Below are 23,126 nucleotides of genomic sequence, written 5' to 3'. Positions count from 1 at the left end.
CTCCCCCGGTTCAGCAGTTCGACAGTGCGTAGGTGATGGCGTCGAGGATCTCCGCGCGCGACGTGTCACCGCGGGCCCGAAGGCCGTCGCGGAGCCCGTCCAGCCGGCCGACCCAGGCGGTCCGGTCGACCGGGTCGAGGCACTCCTCCGGCCGCACGCCGGTCTGCGTGCTGGCCACCCGGCCGGCCCGGGCCACGAACTCCGTGGTGACCGCGCCCGAGTCGGTGCGCAACCGGTCGGGCGCGACCGCGAGCAGGTCCGCCACCATCTCGAAGACGGTCACGTTGGCCCGGTCGAGCCGGTTCGCCGCGCCGGTGCGCGCGAGCGACAGCGTCTCGTCCGGGCTCAGCTGCCCGGCCAGCATGAGCTGGAAGAGCAGACCGTCCATGGTGAAGCGATCACGGCGGCCACGCCCGGCACCCGCCAGGTAGTCGTAGACGAACGTGGGCGGCACCGGGCCCCCGGCGTAGGCCGGCTCCGACTCCAGGAACGAGACCGCGCGCGGCGTCAGCCGGGTGTCCGGGACGCCGCCGGCCCGCCGCCCGGTCTCCAGCGCGAGCAGCAGGCCGGGCAGGCGGCGGTCGGCCGGGTTCTCCGCGATCACCCGGCGCAGCTCGGCCACGACGGCCGGCGTGTGCAGCGCCGACACCCGCTCCCGGTGGTACGCCTCGGTCGCGGCCCAGTCCGGCGCGCTGATCCACTCGGCCAGCTCCGGCGTGAGCATGCCCTGGGCCGGGCGGACCAGCTCGCCGGCCGTCGAGAACAGCCGCACGGTCGGCTCGGCCACCATGGTGTCCGCCTGCATCGCGCCCGGTCCGAGCAGCTGCCAGACCCGGTCGTAGCCGGCCATCGTCTCCTGCACGGTGACCACGCCCCGTGCACGGCGGACGAGTGCGAACGCGCGCTCGACCGGGCCGGTGCCCATGTTCGCGACCACGATCGGCGCGACACCGCGCCACGCGTCGTTGCGCAGCGTCTCGTCGAGCCGCCGGACGGCCTCCAGCGCGGTCTCCGCCGGACCGTCCAGGTTGACCACCCGCAGCGGCGGGCCGGCGACACCGCGCGCCACCGTGGTGATCGTCTCCAGCAGCCTCCGGGCGGATGCCGTCCCGACGTCACCGACCGGCATGATCTCCCGGTCCGGGGCGACGACCGCGGGAGCGGCCTGCCGGACCGGCGGGACCGGTGGCTTGATCTTCGGGACCGGGACGGCCGCGAGATCCAGCGACGGTACGACGCGCTGCTGCGGCAACTCGCCGGACGCGCGCCGGCCCACCCGGTCGCCGGAGGCCCGGTTGGTCAGCGCGCCGGGCAGCGCGGCCCGCAGGTCGACCGCCCGGCCGCGCTCGTCGAGCATCAGCACCTCGGTGCCGTTCTTCCGGAACATCTGCGCGTGCTGGTCGGTGACCAGCCCGCGCAGGTTGTCCAGCGGCGTACCGATCGACGCGGTCCGGCCGGCGGCGCCGTGCCGCTGGCCGTCCACCCACATCATCCGGCCGCCGCCGATCGACATCACCCAGAACAGGTGCGACATGCCCCCGGACGGCGGCGGCACCCGGACCGCGATCATGCTGCCGGGCCGGCTCACCGCGTACTGCCAGAGCATGTCCGGGTCGGTCAGCCGGGCGAAGTCGCCGCGCAGCGAGGTGGCCAGGTCCTCGGCCGCGCCGTGCCCGACGCGGTCGGTGTCGGTGGTGCCGTTGGCGGTGCGGCGGTGCACCGCGATGAACGCGCCGAACGCGCGGATCACGCAGTCCTCCGGCGTCACCGCGGGCCGTGGCGCGCCGGGGACCGGCGCCGGCATCTCGGTCGCCGCGATCCAGTCGCGCAGCCGCTGCACGGCCGCGTCCAGCTCCGCCCGCCGGATCAGGTTCGGCGCGGCCGGCCGGTTGCCGGCCAGCCGTTCGGCCATGAACCGCCGGTCCGCGACGAAGGCCGGCGGCGCGTCGTCCGCGATCGCCTGGACCAGTGCCTGGTCGATGATCCCGAGCGTGGGCCGCGGGCCGAAGACCTCGGCGGCCTTCTCCGACGGGATGCGCGCGATCAGCCCGTGCGGGACGTCGCTGCGCACCCAGGCCCGGCCGTTGGCCGACGTGCCGATCAGCGTCAGGTCGAACCAGAAGTAGTCGTAGTCGCCGGCCTTCTTCTCGTAGGTGATCGCCACGTCACCGGCCCCGCTCGAGGCCCCGCCGCTGCGGCCCACGCCGACGGCCGGCCCGGTGCCGGCGATCAGCTTCTGGTCGCCCTCCCGCGGGCCCGCCTCCACCTCGACCGGCCGGATGTTCAGGCCGGACCGCTCGTTGTTCTGCTGTGCCCGCGACGACACCTTGATCGGCATGTTCGTCGCGCGGTAGTCGCCGCGGGACAGCCAGGTGGCGCCGCGCAGCACGGCCCGGACCGTGAACTCGTCCGCGCCCTCGCCCTTGATGGTGTAGCTGCCGGTCAGCAGCCGGGTGATGTTCGTGGTGACGTTCGTGCTGTTCAGTGCCGCCTTCACGGAGGTGAGCGCGGTGGACAGCGACGCGTAGCCGGGCACCCGCGGCGGCGTCTTGCCGGTGTCGTAGCGTTCCGCACCGGGCATGCGGGTGGTCGGCAGCCAGTTCGTGAACCGGTCGAAGCCGAAGATCTCCAGCCCCTGCACGTGCTGGGCCAGCCGGGCGGTCGTGGCCAGGTCGGCCCGGAGGTCGGCCGGCCCGTCCGCCGGTGGGTTGCGGTTGAACACCTCCACACTGGCCGGCCGGATGTCCGCGACCGTCTCCGGCAGCTCGCTGCGCAGGTGCGGCACGTTCTCGAAGGCCGGCCGCTCCTGGGTCAGGTGGCTCGGCGTGATCAGCCGCAACCGGCCCGGCACCGTCTCGGTGTGCTTCGGCTTCCGCGTCCCGGTCACCGTGTCCTGGAGCAGCGTGCGCAGCCAGCCGTCCGAGACGGTGTCGAACATCTTGACCGTGGCCGACCCCAGCGCGATCACCGACTCGATCGCCTGCGGCAGGTCGGAGGCCTCGAAGAACTCCAGCTTGAGCACGGTGTGCGCGCCGAACTCCTGGCTGTCCGGGTTGGTCGGCGACACGCGCAGGTACGGCTGGTCGGACGTGGTGCGGTTCTCCGCGGTGGTCCGGCCCCACTCCGCCTCCGCGCCGGCGCCGATCGCAATCCGCGCCTCGCCGGGACCGAACCGCGCGTCGCCGGCCGGCCCCACCTTGATGCCCCGGTCCACCGTCCTGGACCGGCCCTGCTGGTCGAGGCCGCCCTTGCTGATCGTGCCCTTCACGTCCGGGCGCGGCCGCCGGTAACTGAGCGGCCCGTCCTCCGCGGTGAGCCGGATGCCGATCCGCTTGACGCCGCCCATCGCACGGTTGAACGTGATCAGCGCCTCCAGGCCGTCCCGGCGGATGGCCCGGTAGTGCGCCTTGATCGCGCTGGTCCGGAAGAGGTTCTCCACGGCCAGCGAGAGCGTCGGGTCGTCGATCGCCACGTCCATCCGGCGGAGGCGGTCCTTGACCACGGCGAGGACGTCCTGCCGCTCGGTACCGTTCCTGGTCCGGAACGCGGTCAGTTTCTCCACCGGGGAAGCGGCGAACGCCAGCTCCTTGTGGATCGGCATCAGCTCGGCCGTCTTGTCCGGCATCACCCGCTCGTCCGCGGCCGGGATCGGCAGTCCCAGCTCCTTCGCGGTCACGTGCGGCGTGGACGCGTCCAGCCCGTGCGCGACGCGCAGGTCGTGCTCGTGCCTGGTGAGTTTCCCGCCGCGCGACCAGCGCTCGTAGGTGATCAGGTAGATCGCGTCCGCCGAGTGGTTGTAGGAGCGGCCCTCGTACCCGGCGCGGGTGGTGGAGGTGCCGCCGTCCAGCGCGGACGTGGTCACCCCCCAGCGGCCGGACGCGGCGGCGTCGAGCCCGAGGTTGACGTGGTCGGCGCCCCGGCTCGCCGCGGGCACCTGCTGGCCCGGTCCCGGCTCGATGCCGGGCACGTAGCTGCTGCCCTTGGCGCCGTCGCCGTCGTCCGGCACCGCGGCGGCGCCGGGCCCCCACTGGAAGATGCCACCGACGCCGGCCGTGGCCGTCGCGCCGAACGCGTTGCCCTCACTGCCGCCGCTCTGCACGCCGGAGTCCTGGTAGTCGCGGTTGGTGGCGCCGTCGGTGGGCCGGGTGAACCGCGCGTTCGCCGGCAGCAGGCGGACCCGGAGCTGGCGGACCGCGCCGTCCCGGCCCCGGCTGAGCGGCACCACGATGCCCAGGCGGGTCATCAGGTCGCTGGCCCGCGGCTCCAGGTAGTCGGGCCGGATGCCGTCCGCGACGCCGCTCTCCATCGACAGCCGGCTTCCGCCGGGGGTGAGGTCGCGCAGCAGGGCGGTGGTCGCGGACGTGTCCCGGGGCACGTCGTCGACCGCGTCGATGAACGCCTGCACCGACTCCGCCAGCGCACCGACCTGGTTCAGCCAGACGTACATGCCCTCGGTGTTGCCGTCCACGGTGGACAGGTAGCCGTCCGGTTCGCCGCCGGCCAGCCAGGAGCGGGCCGCGCGCGACTCGTCCGCGGTCAGCCGGCTGACCGGGGCCCGCTCGCCGGGCAGCGGTTCCTGGCTGTACGCGGAGCCGGGCGCGGGCGCGAGGTCCTCCTCCGCGACCCGGACCGGGGCATGGAACCCCTCGCCGCCGTACGTGCGGGTGCTGACGTCGGTGAGCACCTTGCCCTTCTTGTCCGTCACCGACACGGTCAGCTGGTACCGCACGTCGTAGTCGAACTCGGTGAGCGTGCCGCGGACCTTGCGCCGCCGCGCGCCGGCCTGGGTCAGGCCGACCAGGTTCGCGTACTCGCGGTCGAACGCGGCCTGGAGGTCGACGACCCGGACCCGCAGGCCGAAGAAGTCCTTGATGCTGGCCCGGCCGGAGCCGTCCACGCGCGCGCCGATCTGGTACCCGAGCAGTTCCCGGACGGTGAGCCCGGACCGGCCGGTGCGCTTCGTGTCGAGCAGGTAGTCCGGCACGGTGCGGATCTCGCGGAGGTCGCCCAGCGAGCCGGTCAGGTTCACCCGGAACGTCAGATCGCCGATCGTGTACGAGTCGGAGATCCCGCCGTCGAAGATGGACCGCTGGAACCCGCGCAGCCCGGGCACGCCGAGCTTCGCGGCCAGCTCCGCGAACCGCTTGGTGCGGTTCTCCCGCTTCAGTGTCCGGCCGACCTTCTTCATCTGGTGCTGGAGCAGCCGCAGCGCGTCCCCGAAGATCAGTTCCGCGCCCGGCATCTCCTTCATCACGCCGGGACCCAGGCCGGTCCGGGCGGCCATCGCCCACGGTTCCCGGGTCGGCCCGTCCAGCGGCTTCAGGTCGCCGTTCACCCAGCCGTCCGTGGACACGACGTGCCGCCGGATCCCGGCCGGTGTCCGGCCCTCCCGTACCGCGGCCGGCAGCGTCTGCCCGGCCAGCCGGGTGCCGTCGTGGTCGATCACCTCCACCCGCGGGTGCGCGGACAGCGCCGCGACGATCGCCGGTGGCACCCCGTCGGCCAGCTGGACCTGCGCGTACTCGGGCACGTCCAGCCCGTCCAGGAAGTTCCGCACCGATGCCAGGGCGTCGTCCGCCGGTACGGTGGTGAGCTGCTGCGCCGGCAGGTACAGCGCCGGGTTCGGCACCAGCGTGCCGGGCCCGCCGGCGCCCAGCGGGATCGCGCCGAGCACCAGGCCGCGGTCGTCGACCAGGTAGCGGAACGCGGGCCCGCCGGGCGTCACCGGGTCACCGTCGCCGCGCAGCCGCACCCGGCCGGCCAGCACGGACAGGCTCCGCAGGCCCTCGGTGAGGTCGGCGAACACGGGCGCGGCGGCCCGGCCGCGGACGGCCAGCTCGATCGGTCCCTTCCGGGCCAGCGCGAACAGGTCGACCGCGTCCCGGACGCCGTGCGCACCCCACGGGTCCGCGCCCGCCGCCGCGCGCCCGGCCGGGCCGCCGGGCGCGTACGCCGGGTTCGGCACGTACTCGGCCGAGACCGGCTCCGGGTGCGCCGGATCGGCGGAGCGGGTGAAGACGGTGGCGCCCAGGATCCGGTCCGCGTTCGCCGGGTCCACCTGGTAGCGGATGTCCGGCACGTCGTTCACGCTCTGGTAGGCGTCACCGGGCCGGGAGACGGGCACGCCCGCGCCCGCCGCCCACTGCCAGGTCCCGTCCAGGTTCCGGCCCTCGGGCAGCATGACCTCGATCCGGTGGGTCGCCGTGAGCCTCCGCAGCTCGGCCGGCGAGGTGACGCCGCCGCGCGGGAACGGCCTGATCCGCTTGGTGCCCTTCCCGGTGAGCGTCAGCGTGCCCTCCGGCAGCACCACCGCGTCGCGCAGCAGCGGGTTCGCCATCAGCTGCTCCTCGAACGCGGCCGCGTACTTCGCGGGCACGGCCAGCTCGATGACCGTGGGGTGCCGCACGGTGAGCTGGCCGCGGTTGGAGTCCAGCGTCATCTCGGCGGCGACCGTGGCCGCGTACCGGATCAGCTTGTCGCCGCGGACCAGCAGGTACGCCGCGGACGACTCGATGCTGGCGGAGCGGTCCACGTCCCGGTTCATCTTGAGCGTGAGGACGTCCAGCCGGGGCAGCACCAGGTGGTCGCCGATGCTGAGCGGGAACTCGGCGCCGAGCCGGCCGCCCACCACGGAGCCGCCGCCGCGCCCGGCCGCCCGGCTGGTGGTGCCGCCCGCGTCGTTACGGATCATCGCGTCCGGCGTCTCGACGATCCGGCGCAGGTCGATCAGCTTGCCGCCGGTCCGCAGGTGCCCCTCGAGGTGCCGGCCCCTACCGAGCCCCATCGAGATGTGCGGCGACACCCCGGCGTCCGCGGTCCACCACTGGTTCTGCTGTTTGACCGCCCGCGGGTTGAGGAAGTCCTGCCGGATCTTGTCGACCACCCGCGCGGACTGGGTGGCGTCGAGCTTGAACGCCGGGTCGCTGCGCAGCCGGTTGCCGAGCTCGACGAGCGGGTCGTCGAAGTCGGCCGCGGTGACCACGTAGTCCTGGGCGAGCAGCGCGTGCGGGTTCCGCACCCGCGTCGCCTCGCCCACGGTCATCGGGTCCACCGCGTCCCGGTGCGTGGAGACCAGCTGCGGCGACAGGGCCATCACGTGCCGGCCGAGGTCGTGCGCGGCGACCGGCTGGCCGTCGACCTGCACGATCACCCGGGCGTCCCAGTCGTACTCGTTCATCGCCCAGTCACCGGTGAACGCGAAGTTCTCCGAGTTGGCCCGGCCGCCGGCCACCTCGGCCCAGCGCCGCGAGCCGCCGGTGAACAACCGCAGCACCGGGCCGACCACGCCCTGCAGCACCTCGTCCGCGACGGCCAGCACGGTGATCAGGCCGAGCGGCAGGTTCCAGGAGCGGGAGCCGCCGCGCGACCGGCTGTAGGACTTCTCGCCGAACCGCAGCTGCAGCTCCACGTCCTGACCGGTCCGGCCCGGACGGACCGGGCGGGCCCGGCGGAAGCGCTCGTTGACCAGAGTGACGGCGACCCGGACGTGCTTGCCGTTGAACTCGCCGGTCACGCCGCCGCCGTCGATCAGCTTCTCCCAGTCCTCGGCCTTCCGCGAGCCGAGCGTCTCGGTCAGCCAGGACTCGATGTCCGCGCCGTCGGCCCGCCACGGCCGCGCGGAGTCGCCCACGGACGGCCGGACCTGTGCGGTGAGCGTCCGCACGTCGGCCGGGTCGAGCGCCGCGATCTCGCGGAGGTGACTGTCGCCGAGCATGTTCCGCTCCCGCAGGAACCAGGGCGCGGACGGCGCGGTCGCGGCCTCGATCCGGGCGCGCAGCGTGGCCACGTCGCCGGCGGTCGCGGAGAGCGTGCGCCGGAGCCCGCCGGCCGTCTCGGACGCGGCGTGCCACGACTCGCCGGGCAGCCGGCCGTCCGGGTCCATCAGGCGGGTGATCAGCCCGGCCAGGTCCGGTGACCGTCCGGTGCGGCGCGCGCCCTCGATCTCGCTCCGGGCGAGGTTCATCGCCTCCGTGCGTGCCGTCTCCGCCGCGGGCTGCGCGGCGTCGAAGCGGTCCGCGAGCGTGGTCCAGAGCGCCAGCGTCAACTGCCGGCCGGCCAGCCGATCGGCCTCGCCGTCCACCGCCGGCGCGCCGGAGTAGCGGGTCAGCGTGCCCAGGTAGCCGCCGTACGCCTCCGCCAGCTCGTCGGCGGTCTCGGCGTGGCCGGCGCGCGCGGCCGCCCGTACCCCGGCCAGGTGGTGCAGGTAGGCGAGCCGGCCGACGTCCTCGACGGTGATCGCGGCACCGCGCGCCGCGATCACGTCGATCTCGGCCGACGCGTCGCGGTGGGCCTGCCGCAGCGCGGAACCGTCCGCCTCGACCGCCGCCATCCGGTCGTCCAGCCGGCGCGCGTCGCCGAGTTCGAGCCGGGCCCAGTCCGCGGCGACGTCCCGCAGGTGGGCGAGGTGCACGTCGAGCAGGTCCCGGTTCGCGGCCGCGGTGTCCCGGGCCGCGGCCGCGTCCGTCCGGCGCCGCACCTCCTCGGCGCGCAGCGCGGGGATCCGGCCGTGCTCCGCGCGCAGCGTGGCGACGCCGGCCCGGAGGTCCGCGGCGCGCACCCGGGCCGCCTCCTCGGCCGCGCGCCGCCGGACGACGTCCGCGTCGCCGGCGACGGCCTGCCGGGCGAGGTGGTCCACGTACCGGCTCGCCGCGACGGAGGCCCGGCTCAGCTCCGCGTGGTCGGCCGGCGTGGCCCGGGACAACGCCTCGAAGGCCCGGCCACGCGTCACCCGCGCGGCCTCGATCTGGGCGGTCAGCGCGGCCCGTGCCTGCTCCGCCGCGACCCGGGCGTCCCGCGCCGTGGTGAACGCGGTGTCCGCGGCGGCGACGCGCGCCTCCTCGGCCGGGATCCGGGTGTCCAGCTCGGCGATCCGGGCGTCGTGCGCGTCGATCGCGGTGCCGGCCGACCGTACGGTGGCGTCGTGGCCGGCCCGGGCCGTCTCGAACCGGTCCCGGATCGGTGGCAGCCGGTGGGTCAGCAGCTCGTCGAGCGCGGCGAACTGCTGCTCGGGGGCGCCGTTCCGCAACGCGTCGCCGACCGCCTCGACCTGCGCCCGGACCAGTTCCTCCGGGCCCTCCGCGCCGGGCGTGACGCCGGTGGTGTCCGGCCGGGGCGCGGGCCGGGTCGGTTGCAGGGCCCCGGCGGCGGCCCGGCCGAGCGGCGCGTCGATCAGCGCGTCCACCAGGCTGGTCGGGGTGTCCAGCACGGACGTCGCGGGCGTCGCCGGTGCCGGGCTCAGCACCCGGACCGTGGTGCCGGCCGGCGGGTTGGCCGCGTCGGCCGGGTCGAACCGGCGGAACGCGTCCGCCGGGTCGGCCGCGAGGTCGACCCACCACAGTGCACCGTCGCGCGGCACCAGCCAGCGCACCGTGCCCGGACCGCCGTCCGGACCCGGCACGTGCACCAGCGCGGGCGCATCCAGCGGCGCCCCGGTCAGCGACCCGGGCGTGCGGGGCTCGCCGCCGAACAGGCCGAGCAGCGCCGCCTCGGAGATCGGCTGCACCGCTCCGGCCAGCGCCGCGAGGTTCGTCCCGGGGGGCGCGCCGAGCACCAGCCCGGCCGCGAGCTGATATCCGGCCTGCCACATCGCGGCACCGGAGACCGAGCCGGAACGCGGCACCCGGTGCTCCTCGCGGGCCTCGGCCACCCGCTCGGCCAGCCGCTCCAGCCGGGTCCAGAGCGGGGTGCGCCGGTCCCTGGCCAGCTCCGCGGCGGTGGACAGCACCGCGCGCATCGCGGCCAGTCCCTTCGGCAGCACGTGCAGCAGGTCGCCGTCGCGGACCAGGCGCGCCGACGTCTGCGCGGCCGGCGCGTCCAGCACCGTGATCGGCACGCCGACCAGGTCCGCGGCGGTCAGCCAGGTCCGCTCCGCGCCGCCGGCCGAGACCGTGGTGATCCGCGCGCCGGCACCGAGGTCGCCGAGCAGGTCCCGGGTCACCCGCTGGACGGTCTCCAGCGCGGCCACGTCGCTCAGCCCGCGCGGGTCCATGAAGAACGCCGGCCCGCCGGCCCGCGTGCCCACGTTCATGGCGCGCTGCAGCTCGAGCAGGTCGACCGGCGTACCCATCGGGTAGGGGTGGAAGTAGACGCCGTTGTCGATCGGGATCAGCCGCCCGTCCGGACACAGCGCCGCGAAAGCATCAAGTGTGCCGGTTCCGGACATGCCGTCTCCCAACTGTGCTGCGAGGCGTACGGATCCTGCTTAACGTCTCGTCAGCGCGGCTGGTTCACACAGGTTTTACAAACACTTCATGGCCCTCACGGTTTGTACGATGTGTCCGAAAACCCTAGGGGCATGTCTCCACATAGATCGCCACCTGCTCGAACAGCGCACTGTGCTCCGGCGCGCGTGCGGCGAAGCCCTGCAACTCGCGGATCAGGTCGGTGCGTCCGGTTTCGGGGAGGTAAACGGAATGGCGGTAGATCTCCTGCCGCACCTCCGCCAGCGGTGCTCCCCCGACGCCCTTGGCCAGTGCGCCCAGGATCGCCCGGCGGGCACCGTCGTCGAGCGGCCCCTTCGTCAGGTCGGCCAGGTCGGTGAGCACGTCCGGGCCCTTGTCCAGCACCGACGGCACGAACGCCAGCGAGCCGGTGCCGAGCGAGGCGTACGCGGCCTCGGTCACCACCGGGTCGGCGCGCTCCTCGATGCGCAGGATCGCCTCCCAGCCGGCGAACAGGTCCGCCTGCACCAGGCCCAGGTCGCTGATCCGCGGCAGCAGCGTCCGCAGCGCCGACCCGTGTGCGGCCACCGCCGAGCGGATCGCCGGCACGTCCTCCAGCGGCGTGAACAGGAACGACCGCAGCCGCTCGTCCACCGGCCGGGCGGTCCGCGCGGCGCGCGGGCGGGTCGCGCCGACCGCGCGCAGGAAGTCCGGCGTGAGCGCCCGGACCGGCGCGGCGACCGGGTTGCCGGCCGCGTCCCGGCCCGCCCACAGGTTGTCCAGGTTCAGGCCGAACCCGCCGCCGGTCGTCCGCGGCTGGTGCACCACCGGGACGCCGTACCGGCCGAGCACGTCCGAGACCGTGGGCGTGGTGTCGCCGCGGATCACCACGATCGGCGGCGCGCCACCCGCGAACCGGTGCTGGAGCAGCAGCCACTCCAGGCCGAGCAGCTGGCCGGTGGACGGCGCGGTGGACTGCTTCTCGGTCGCGACCACCACGACCGGCGCGTCCACGCCCTCGGCCGCGGCCGTGAGCTCGGCGCGGAACAGCTCGCTCAGCGCGCCGGGTGAACCGACCACGTCGATCGTGCGCCCGTGCGCGCCGGCCGGGACCGCGTGCACGGTGGACGAGTGGTTGATCACCGGTGCCGTGCGCAGCTCCGCCAGCCAGTCCGTGAGCTCCGCGGCGCCCTCGACCGGGAACAGCGTGATCGCGGCCGGTTCGGCCGGGAACACGGCCGCGGTCCCGGTCGCCGGGTCCAGGAAGGACAGCCCGTGCCGGTCGTGCAGTGCCAGCACGGTCAGCTGCGCGCCGGCCGCGGCCCGCACCGTGACGAACGCCCGGGTGCCCGGCTCGGCCGTCGCGGCGAGCAGGTCGCCGTACCCGCCGAGCGTCGTTCCGGTCGTGCCGGGCAGGTCGCGGGGGCCGAGCGGGCGCCGCAACGCCGCCAGCGCGGCACCGTGGGCGTGCGTCACGAGCGCGGCCGGCAGGCCCAGGTGCACGCCGCCCTCACCGTCGAGGACCAGGCGAGCCGTCGGGTACGGCGTGCGCAGCGCGGCGGCCAGCGCCGCCGGCCCCGCACCGGCGTAGGCGTCCGGCGCCCAGTGCCGGGCCGGCACCACCCACACGGTCTCCGCGTCCGCGACCGGCGTGAGCCGCATCGCCGCGTCGAAGCCGATCAGCCGCCCCGGGTCCAACGCCCCGCCCGATGCCAGCGCGGCGCGTGGGACCTCGACCGGCAGCCCGGCCAGGTCCGCGCGCGCCACCACGCCGGCCGGCGTGAGCCCGCCCGCCTCCCGCGGGCGCACCACCGCCCGGTCGGTCACCTCGGCCGGCAGCCCGCGCAGGAACTGGTAGAGCACGGCCTTGCCGCGCCCGCCCCCGGACGCGTCCAGCGCGGCGTCGATCTCCGTGCCGAACGACAGGTAGATGTGCCCGTCCCGGCCGGGCAGGCCGGCGAGCCGCCGCACCCCCGGGTCCTCGTCGCGCACCGAGATCGGCTCGGTGTGCACGTGCGCCCCGGCCCGCGTCGGGAGCACGTGGTCGATGCAGACCGCGTTCGGGTGCGGCGCGATCAGCGGCAGGTTCATGTCTCCCCCGGTCAGCAGTTCGACAGCGTGTAGGTGATCGCGTCCAGGACCTCGGCGCGCCGCCCCTCGGCCGCGCCGCCGTGCGCCCGCAGCCGGTCCCGGTGCGCGTCCAGCCGGCCCACCCAGGTGGTCCGGTCCACCGGGTCGAGGCAGTCCGCCGGTGACCCGCCCGGCGCCCCGCTCGCGAGCGGGCGGACCAGCTCGGTGAACCGGGCGGTGACCGCGGCCGGGTCGGCCAGCAGCTGCGCGTCCGGCACCCGGGAGAGCTCCGCGAGCACCTCGAGGAGCCGGACGTTCGCGTGGTCCACCCGGTGCACCGCCGTGGCCCGGGCCAGCGACGTGGCGTCCGCCGCGTCGAGCTGCCCGGCCACCATCAGCACGAACAGCAGGCCGTCGAGTGCGTACCGGTCCCGGCGGGCCCGGCCGGCCGACCGCAGGTAGTCGTAGACGAACGTGGCCGGCATCGGGCCGCGCCCGGCGTCCCAGGGCGGCTCCACGGACAGGAACGACGTGGCCGCCGGGGCCAGCCGGGGCACGCCGGCCGCGGGCAGGCCACCGGCCGCGGACAGCACGGTCAGGAACGCACGCAGCCGCAGGTCGCCGGGGTGGTCCGCGACCACGGCACGCAGCTCGTCGCGGACCGCGGTGGTGCGCAGCTCCGCGTCGTGCGCGCGCTGGAACGCCTCGGCCTCGGCCCAGTCGGTGTGCGCGATCCAGTCGGCCAGCACCCGGGTCAGCGTGCGGGTGGGCCGGGGCGGGACATCGCCGGCCGTCCGGAACAGGGCCGCGTCCGGTGCGGCCGCGACCGTGGCCGGGTCCGTGGCACCGGGCTCCAGCAGCAGCCAGACCCGGTCGAAGCGGTTCATGTCCTCGCGCACGGTGACCGGGCCGCGGTCGCGCCGGACCGCCTCGAACGCGTCGAGCACCTTCGGGATGCCCATGGTGGCGACCACGATCGGTGGCTCGCCGCGCCAGGCGTCGTGCCGGAGCAGCTGGTCCAGCGCCCGCACGGCCGCGAGCGCGGTCTCCGGCGGGCCGCCCAGGTCGACCACCACCACCGGGCCGCCGGCGGTCGCCCGCACCGCGTCCCGGACCACGGTCAGCGTCCGCCGCGCGTCCGGGCCGGAGAAGTCACCGAGCGTCCGGATCGTGCGGTCCCGCCCGGCGTTCGCCCCGCCCGGCGGTGCCGCCGGCGACGTGCGCGACCCCGGCTCCGGCTCCGGCTCCCGCGACGTGCCGTTCCGGTGCTCCGGTGACGTGCCAGGCCGGTGCTCCGGCGGTTGCTTGGCCGGGGTGCTGCGGGGCAGGTGGTCCGGCACGGTGAACGCGCCGGTGAACGGCATGCGGCCGGACTCGCGGCGGCCGAGCCGGTCGCCGGACTGCCGCGTCGTCACCGCGCCGGGCACCGTCCGCAGGTCCACCGGCCGGCCGCGCTCGTCGATCAGCAGCGCCTCCGTGCCGGCCCGGTGGAACAACCGCGCGTGCTCGGTGGCGAGCCCGCCGGTCAGCGCCTGCCGCCGGGTGCCGAGGTCGGCGTCCGCGCGGGACACGCCGTGGCGCTGGCCGTCGAAGATCCGCAGGCGGCCGTGGCCGGTGGACATCACCCAGAACAGGTGCGACATCCCGCCCGACGGTGGCGGCGTGCGCAGCGCCACCATCGCGCCGGGCCGGCCGGTCAGGTACTCCCGGAGCGTGTCCGGGTCGCGCAGCCGGGCGAAGTCGCCGCCGAGCGCGCGGGCCAGGTCGTCCGCGGTCCGGTGGCCGATCTCGCCGGCGTCCGTGGTGACGTTCGTGGTGCGCCGGTGCACGGCCACGAACAGCCCGAACGCGCGCTCCACGCAGTCCTCCGGTGCCGTGGTCGAGCCGCCCGGCGGCAACTCCACCGCGGTGGTCCAGTCCAGCGCGCGCCGGACCGCGGCGTGCAACTCGATCGGCCGCAGCAGGTTCGGCGCGGCCGTGGCCCGCTGCCGGGCGAGCTGTTCGACCAGGAACCGGCGGTCCGGGTAGGCCACCACCACGTCGTCGGCCAGGCCGGTCAGCAGCGCCTGGTCCACCACGCCGAGCGTGCCCGGCCGCGGCGCGAAGACCTCCGCGGCCTTCGCCGACGGGATCCGGGCGAGCAGGCCGTACGGCACCTCGCTGCGGATCCAGGACCGGCCGTTGCGGGACGTGCCGATCAGCGTGACGTCGAACCACAGGTAGTCCTGATCGCCCTTGCGCCGCTCGATGTCGATGGCGAACGCGCCGACGCCGCTCGCGCCGCCGGTTCCGCTCTCCCCGGCCACACCGAGCGCGGTGCCGCTGAACATCCGGTCCTCGCCGGTCACCGGCCCGGCGCCGACGCTGAACGGGGAGAACGCGAAGCCGGACGCCTTCTCGTGCTCGTTCTCCTGCTCCTCCGCGTGCAGCCACGCGTTCGAGGCGTCGTAGCCGCCGCGGGTCAGCCACCGCCCCCGGCGCAGCACCGCGCGGACCGTGAACTCGTCGCCGCCGTCGCCCTTCACCACGTACCGGCCGGTCAGCAGCTCTTCGATGTGGGTGGCCGCGTTAACGCCGCCGAGCGCCGCGGACATCTCGGCCGAGACCGTGGAGAGCTGCCCGTAGTCGGCGATCCGGGGCGCCGGGCGGGTGGTGTCGAACCGCTCCGCGCCGGCCTGCCGGGTGGCGGGCAACCAGGCGATGAACGGGTCGAAGTTGTAGGTCTCCAGGCCGTGCAGGTGCGGCGCGATCGCCTCGGTGCGGGTCACGTCCCCGGCCAGCTCCGTGGGCACGCCGCCGGGGCCGTCGAGGATCCGCACCGTGGCCGGCGGCAGGTCGGCGAGCGTCTCCGGCAGCGGATCCACGCCCGCCGGCAGCCGTGCCGGGCCGATCCGGGTCAGCCGCGCCGGGGTGAGCAGACTGAGCCGCCCGGCCACGGTGGCGGACCGGATCGGGGTCTTCGCGGCCGGGAAGAACGTCTGCAGCTGCTTGCGGAGCCGGCCGTCGGCGATCGTGTCGACCACCTTGACGGTCCAGCTCGCGGCGTCCACCACGGAGCGCAGGAACTGCGGCGCGGCCGACGACTCGAAGAACTCCAGCGTGAACCGGGTGTCCGCGTCGAACTGCTGACTGCCGTGCTCCAGCGGGCCGCCGCGCCGCTTGCGCACCGCCGCCTCCGACCGGGTGACCGACTGCCCGGAGTCCCGCTCGTAGCCGGCGGCGCCCCCGAGGGCGAGCCGGGCACTCTCGGCGAGGAACCGGGAGTCCACGCCGGAGCCGGCCGCCAGCGACGTGTCGACGCTCTCGGTCCGGCTGTCCGCCGTGGTGCCGGCGGCGTAGACCGTGGTCTTCACGTCCGGGCGGGGACGCTCGTACTCCAGCTCGCCGTCGGCCGCGGTGACCCGGACGCCGACCCGCCGCACGGCACCGGACCTGTGGTTGAGCGTGATCACCTGCGTCACGCCCTCCTTGCGGATGGTGCGGTAGTGGCGTTTCAGCGCCGCGTCCCGGAACAGCGCGGTCACCGCGTTGGAGATGGTCGGGTCCTTGACGTCGACCGCCAGCGCCGTCAGGTTGTCCAGCACCACCCGGAGCACGTCCTTGCGGACCGGGGTGTCCTGGAACACCCGGGACGGCCGGTCGTCGCGCAGCACGATGCCGGTCCGCCGCTCCGCCGTGTCCAGCGACGCGGTGAGCTTCTCCACGTGCGAGGTGGCGTAGGCGATCTCCGGGTGGATCGGCCGGACGTCGCGCGTCTCCACCGGCATGACCGGCATGTCCGCGGCCGGCACCGGCAGGCCGAGCGCCACGGCGCGGGCGTACGGCGTGGAGGTCTCCACCCCACCTCGGATCTTCAGGTCCACGGAGGTGGACCAGAGCGCGCCGTCCACGTACCGCTCGTAGGTGATCAGGAAGAGCGCGTCCGCGGAGTGGGTGAAGCTGCGTCCCTCGTACGACGCCCGGGTCCCCTCCCGGCCGCCGCGCACGATCGACCCGGACTCGCCGGTCCGCCGGCTGGCCGCCGCACTGAGCAGGTGGACGTTGATGTGGTCGGCCAGCCGGGTGGACGCCGGGACGTCGCGGTCCGGCAGGTCCATCGCGGCCGCGCCCTTACCGGTCTGGAAGAACAGCGACGGGCCGAGCCGCCCGCGCACCCGCCGGCCCTTCCCGCTGACCGCACCGGCGCCGACACCGGCCTGCGCGTACTCCTTGGTCGACGGCGCGTCGGTCGGGTGGCTGTACCGCGCGTGCGCCGGGACCAGGTGGATGCGCAGCTGGCGGATCTCGTCGTCCCGCCGGTCCAGCGGCACGATCGCGCCGGTCCGGCTCATCATCTCGGCGGCCAGCGGCTCCAGGAAGTCCGCGGTGACGCCGGTGGCCACCCCCGACTCGAGGGCGACCCGGCCGCCGCCCGGCGCGAGGTCGCGCAACAACTCGTCGAGGCTGCCCCGCGCCGGCGTGCCGAGCCGCCCGTCGACCACGTCGACGAAGAGCTGCGCCTGCTCGGCGAGCTTCCCGACCCGGTTCAGCCAGACGTACACGCCGTCGATGCCGTCCCGCACGTTCTGCACCAGCTCGCCGGCGCCGTCGCGGACGTCCTCGCCGGCCAGCCAGCGGCGCAGGTCGGCCTCCTCGGCGACGGTCAGCCGCCGTACCGCCTCGTCGTCGGTGAGCAGCGGGGGTGGCCCGGTGGGCGGCGGCTCGGCCGGCAGGATGCCGTGATCGGCCGGTGGCGGGGCCGGGACCGGCGCCAGGTCCTCGTCGGCCACGTGCACCGGAGTCTCGAAACCCGCGCCGCCGTACGCCCGGGAGCTGGCCGGCCGGACCAGCGCACCGTCCTCGTCCGTCACCGACACGCTCAGCTGGTACGACGCCCCGTAGCGGAACTCCGTGACGACGCCGCCGACCTTCCGCCGCCGCCCGCCGGCCGTGTTCATGGCGGCGTTGCGGCCCTGCGACCGGTCCCAGGCGTACTGCAGGTCGGCGAAGCGCACCTGCATGCCGAAGAAGTCCTGGATGCCGAGGCGGGCGGAGATGTCCAGCCGGGTACCCCAGCGCCGGGTCAGCCGCTCGCTCATCGCGGCCCCGGACTTGCCGATCACCCGGTTGTCGATCCAGTAGTCCGGCACCCGGTCGATGTCGAGCAGGTCGCCGAGCGCGCCGGTCAGGTTGACGCGGAACGTGTAGCGGCCGACCCGGAACACGTCGGTGACGCCACCGTCGAAGAGCGCACGCTGGCCGCCGCCCATGCCCGGCACCGCGAACTTCGCGGCCAGCTCGTAGAACCGCTCCTGCCGCGCCTCGCCCTCGAGCTCCCGGCCGACGGCCCGCATCTGCTGCTCCACCAGGAGCAGCAGATCAGCGAAGATCAGCTCCGCGCCCGGCATCTCCTTCATCGTGCCGGGGCCGAGCCCGGCACGGCTGGCCAGCGCCCACGGCTCCCGGGTCGGCCCGCTCAGCGGCGGCAGCCCGACGCTGAGCGAGCCGTCCGGCCGGACCACGCCGCGGGTGGCAGCGGGTGGCAGCGGCGTGCCGGGCAGCGTCTGCCCGGGCACCCGCGCGCCGGTCCCGTCCAGCAGCTCGACCCGTGGATGATCCGCCAGCGCCGCCGCCACCTCGGCCGGCACGCCGACGGAGAGCTGCACCTGGGTGTCCGCCGTGAGCGTGTCCAGATAGGCCCGGACCTCGCGCAGCGCCCGGTCCGCCGACACCTCCCCGGCCGGGCGGGCGGGCCGGTAGAGCGCCGGATTCACCCGCACGTCGCCGGGGGTACGCGTGCGCAGCGGGCCGGTACCGGCCGGGTCGCCCAGCGGGACCGCGCCGGTGACCGCGCCCCGGTCGTCGATCAGGTACCGGTACCGGGCCACGGTCGGCGTGCCGGGCGGATAGGTGTAGTCGCCGTCGCCGCGCAGCAGGATCCGGTCGCGCACCGGCCACAGCGGGTGCAGCGACGCCGGCAGGTCCTCGATCAGCGCCGGGGTGTCCCCGCCGGACCGCCCGGCCACCGCCACCTCGATCGGGTGGATCCGGGCGAGGAACATCAGGTCGGTCACGTCCCGCACGCCGGCGCTGCGGAACGGCGGCGACCCGGCCGCTTCCGGCGCCTCCCGCCCGGCGGAACCCGGCGACGCCGGCCCGGTGGAACCCCGCCGCGCCGGATTGCGGACGAACTCGGCCGAGACGATCCCGGGCCTCGGCGTCTCGCCCGGTACGTGCACGCTGCCACGGGTGAAGACGACCGCACCGTCGATCAGCTCCGGGTTCGCGGCGTCGACCAGGTAGCGGAAGGCCGGCACCGCGTCCGGGTCCGGGTAGTCGTGGTCGGCCGCGTCCAGATCGCGGACCGTCGCGTTCGGGTGGTCGTCCAGCCACGCCCACCGGCCGCCGGGGTTGACCGCGCCGGCGAACGACACCTCGATCCGGTGCCGGTCGGCGATCGCCCGCAGATCGTCCGGGGCGGCCGCGCCCCGCCTCGGGAACGGCCGCCCGGCCCGGCCCCGCTTCGGCGTCCCGACCACCGGTTCGTCCGGCGGCACGAACACCTCGCGCAGCATCGGCGTGGCCATCACCTGTTCCTCGAACGCGTCCGCGTACGCCGCCGGGATCGCGATCTCGACCGTGGTGTTCCGCCGTACGTCGAGCTGCCCCCGGTTGGTGTCGAACGTCAGGCCGGCCGACACCGTCGCGTGGTACCGGATCAGCGCGGTCTTGCGGGTCGGCATCGACCGGGCCGTCGCCTCGATGCCGACCGACCGGTTCACCTGCCGGCTGGTGTTCAGGAACGCCACGTCCCAGCGCGGCAGCACCAGGTGCTCACCGGCCATCACCGGCGGCTCCGCGCCCAGCCGGCGCCCGGCCACCGAGCCGCCGCCGCGGGCCGCGCCACGGGAGGCGGACGCGGACATGTCGTTGCGGACCAGGCCCTTGGTGTCGGTGATCCGGCGCAGTTCGACGAGCCGGCCACCGGTCCGCAGGTGGCCCTCCAGCCGTCGCCACCTGCCCACCCGCATCGACACGTGCGGCGACAGCCAGCTGTTCGAGGTCCACCACGCGCCGGCGTCCTTGGCGCCCTGCGGGTTCATCATCTCGCGGCGCAGCGTGTCGACCACCCTGGCCGCGTGCTTCCCGGAGAGCCCGAAGTCCGCGTGCTGCTGGAGCTGTTCCTGGAGTTCCTGGAGCGGGTCCTCGAAGGTGGCGGCGCTGAGCGCGAAGTCCTGCCGGCCGAGCGCGGCCGGATCGGTCACCCGGATGGGCATGCCGACCGAGGTCGGATCCACGGCGTCGCGCGTGCTGGACAGGATCTGCGGCATGTCCACCGTCAGGTGGCCGTCGAGCGGCAGGGCGGCCACCGGCTTGCCGTTGATCTCCAGCTCCACCGTCACGTCCGTGCCGAACCGGTGGGTGGCGAAGTCACCAGTGAAGATCATGTTCTCTGCCGACACGCCGCCGCCGCTCGACTCGGACCAGTGCCGCGAGCCACCGGCGAAGAACCGGACGATCGGCCCGATGGCGAACCGGACCAGCTCGTTCGCGGTCCCGAAGAAGACCGCGGCGTAGAACGGCAACCCCCAGCCGGAGCCGCCCTCGACGCTCCGCGAGTACGAGATGTCGCCGCCCTTGATGTGCATGTCGGAGTCGCCGGCCGCCAGCCCGGGCCCGGGCACGTGCTGGTAGACCGAGCGGCCCGGGCGCACGCGCAGCCGCACGGTGCGGCCGTTGAACTCGCGGCTGACGCCGACGTCGACGAGCCTCCTCCAGTGCTTGGTGTCCCGGTTGCCCAGCTGCCTGGTCAGCCAGGACTCGACCCGGCCACGCGCGGACCGCCAGGGCAGCCGCGAGGTGCCGAGCGCGGCGGCCGCGTCACCGGCCAGCGTGGCGCTGAGGCCGTCGATGTCGGCCCGCTCGTTGACCTGTCGCAGGAACCCGTCACCGAGCAAACCCTGCTGCCGCAGGAACCAGGCCGCGGACGGCGCGCGGACCAGGTCGATCCGGGCAGCGAGGCCGGCGTCGTGACCGCCGGTCAGCGGCAGCCGGGCCGCCCGGGTCGCCGGGTCGGCCAACCCGTCGGCCAGCGCGCCCAGATCCGGGTTCGGGCCGTCGAGCAGCAACCGGGCGCGGTCGGCCGCGGCCGCGCGGGCCGTCTCGGCGGCGGGCCGGGCCGCGTCGAACGCGTCCGACAGCGTGGTCCAGAGGCTCAGCGTGGCGGCGCGGTCGACCAGCCGGTCCAGCTCAGGATCCGCGATCTGGGCGCGCGCGTACGCGGCCATCCGCCGGAGGTGCGTGCGCAGCCCGGTCCGCAGCGCGGTCAGGCCGTCCCGGTGCGCGGTCTCCACCCGATCCCGGACCGTGTCCAGGTGAGCCAGGTAGGCGAGCCGGCCCACGTCCGCGGGCGTCCACGCGTCGCGGCGGCCGAGCAGCGCGGTCACCTCGGCGGCCCCGTCGTCGAACGCCGAGCCGGGCGCCTGCACCGCGTCGACCCGGTCGGCGGTCCGCCGCGCGTCGCCGAGCTCCAGCCCGGCCCAGTCCGCGGCCAGCGAGCGAAGGTAGTCGAGGTGTATCTCGACCAGCCGTTCGTCGGCCCGCGCCCGGTACCGGTCCGTGGCCGCCCGGTCCCGGTCCTGGATCCGCAGCTCCCGAAGACCCTGTTCGCGGGTACGGGCGGCGCTGTCCCGCGCGATCGCGCGGTGGTGCTCGGCGATCTCGTCCGCGGCCGCGCGCTCGGCCGTCCGCAGCGGTGCGAGGCGGCGCTCCACCGTGACGATCCGGCCGCCGATCCGGCTCGCCTCGCGCGCCGCGGCCTCCGCCTCCCCGGCCAGCCGGACCCGGTCCGCCGCGGGCAGCGCGCCGGCCTCGGCCACGGCCCGCCGCGCCCGGTCGCGGGCGGTGATCGCGGCCTCGTGCTCGGCCCGGTGGAGCCGCAGCGTCCCCTCGGCCGCCGCCCGCCGCTCGGCGATCGCGGCCGCGGTCTCCTCACTGGTCCGCAGCTCGTCCCGGGCGGCGGAGAGGGCGGCGCCCAGCTCGGCGATCCGGGCGTCGTGCCCGGCGATCGCGGTCACCGCGTCCGTGCGCGCCGTCTCGTGCCGCTCCCGCTCGCGCGCGAAGCGGTCCCGGATCGCCGTGAGCCGGGTGTCCAGCAGGTCGTCGACCGCGCCGAACTGGCGCGACACGTCGTCGTCCCGCAGATCGGCCGCGACCGCGTCGAACGCGGCCTGGATCAGCGCCTCCGGCCCGGCGTCGCCCTCGGTGACGCCGCTGCCCGGCGCGAGCCGGGGCCGGGGTCGCGTGGGTTGCAGGGCACCGGCGGCCCGGCGCCCCGGTTCCGGGTCGAGGAGCGCGTCCACCAGCCCGGACCGCGGCACGAAGGACGGCTCGTCGTCCGGGTCGTCCTCTCGCGCGTCCCCCGGCGGGGCAGCGGCGACCACCTCCGGCGTCCCCTCGGGGGCCGTCGATCTGCGGTCACCGGCCGGTGACTCGGCGGACCGCGCCGGTGGCGCGGCCGGTGCCGACCGCTCCGGGCCGGCCGGCGGTGTCGCCTCCGGCGAACGCGGCGGCGTGACCGCCGGCGACATCGGCAGCGTTGCCGACGACTCCCCCGGCGCCGGCCGCGCGCCCGGCGGTGCAGTCGTCGGATCGACCGGCGGCTTCACCAACGGAGAGAGCGGCGGCGTGGCCGGTGACGACAACGGCAGCACGGCCGGCGACTCCGCCGACAGCGACAACGGCCGCACCACCGGCCGCACCACCGGGCGCACGACCGGCGGTTCGGCCGACGGCGCGGACGCCGGCATGGCCGGTGGCATGGCCGGTGACGTCACCGGCCGCGTGGCCGGTGACGACGTAGGCGGTTCCGTCAGCGGCGAGAGCCGCGGCGTGGCCGGTGGTGACGACGGCGGCGCGCCGGTGGTCGCGGCCGGTGACGTCGCCGGTGGTGGCGAGAGCCGCCGCACGGTCGTGCCGAGCGCGCTCACCGCGCCGGTGTGCCGCGGGTCCGCCGGGTCGAACCGGATGATCGCCCGGTCCGCCGGCGCCGCGAGGTCGACCCACCACAGCGCGTCGTCGTGCGACACCAGCAGCCGCAGTTCGCCGTCGCCGGTCCGCGGCTCGTGCCGCACCACCAGCACCGTTCCCGGCGCCTCCGCCCGGACCGCGTCGGCCGGCACCCGCTCCGCGGCGCCCCAGAGCCGCTCCAGCTCCGCGGCCGGCACCGGTGCCACCGGCAGGACGCCCGGCCCGGGCAGTCCCAGCGCCACGCCGGCCGCGAGCTGGTATCCCGCCTGCCACAGCGGCGCGCCCGCGACCGGCCCGGAGCGCGGCACCCGCAACTCGTCCCGCGCCGCGTCGAGCCCGGCCACCAGCGCCCGCAGGCGGTCCATCGGTGACGCCGCCGCGGCCGGCGCGGGCCCGCGCGCGATGTCCAGCGCCGCCCGCATCGCGGCCAGCCCCTTCGGCAGCACCCGGGCGAACGCGCCGTCCGGGTCGGGCCGGCCCGCGACGTCCACCCGCACCACCCGCGGCGACAGCTCCATCCAGGGGCGGTAGGCCACGCCGACCGGTACGCCGACCATGTCCGCGGCCGCCGACCAGTCCGCGACCGCGGTGTGCTCGGTGCCGTCGACCGGGATCGTGGTGATCCGTGCGCCGGGACCCAGGTCGCGCAGCACGCGTTGCGCGGTGGCCAGCGCGCCCACGTCGCGCAGCCCCTCGTGGCTCATGTGGAACGCCGGCCCGGCCTCGCGCGGCGAGTTCATCGCGTGCACCAGGCCGACGAGGTCGACCGGCGTGTCCATCGGGTACGGATGGAAGAACACGCCGCCGTTCCCGGTCGGGATGAGCCGTCCGTCCGGGCACAGCCGGGAAGGATCGAGAACCGCCGGACCGGACATGCACTTTTCCCCT

3 protein-coding genes are annotated in these 23,126 nt (G+C 75.7%); all 3 read right to left on the bottom strand.

The window, feature by feature from the left end; genetic code table 11:
• Window positions 1–10: 10 nt before the first annotated feature.
• On the bottom strand, window positions 11–10,162 hold the full coding sequence (locus J2S44_RS30460) for a hypothetical protein (protein ID WP_310420888.1): 10,152 nt from the start codon (window positions 10,160–10,162) through the stop codon (window positions 11–13).
• A 124-nt stretch (window positions 10,163–10,286) separates the two neighbouring features.
• Complete coding sequence (locus J2S44_RS30455; protein ID WP_310420887.1) at window positions 10,287–12,251, bottom strand: hypothetical protein; 1,965 nt, start codon at window positions 12,249–12,251, stop codon at window positions 10,287–10,289.
• A gap of 11 nt (window positions 12,252–12,262) precedes the next feature.
• Window positions 12,263–23,113, bottom strand: coding sequence for a hypothetical protein (locus tag J2S44_RS30450; RefSeq protein ID WP_310420885.1), 10,851 nt, complete (start codon window positions 23,111–23,113; stop codon window positions 12,263–12,265).
• Between the last annotated feature and the right edge of the window lie 13 nt (window positions 23,114–23,126).

This window comes from Catenuloplanes niger (assembly GCF_031458255.1).
Classification (GTDB): domain Bacteria; phylum Actinomycetota; class Actinomycetes; order Mycobacteriales; family Micromonosporaceae; genus Catenuloplanes; species Catenuloplanes niger.
The sequence above is the reverse complement of the archived record's forward strand: the minus strand, read 5'-3'. Positions and strand labels throughout refer to the sequence as shown.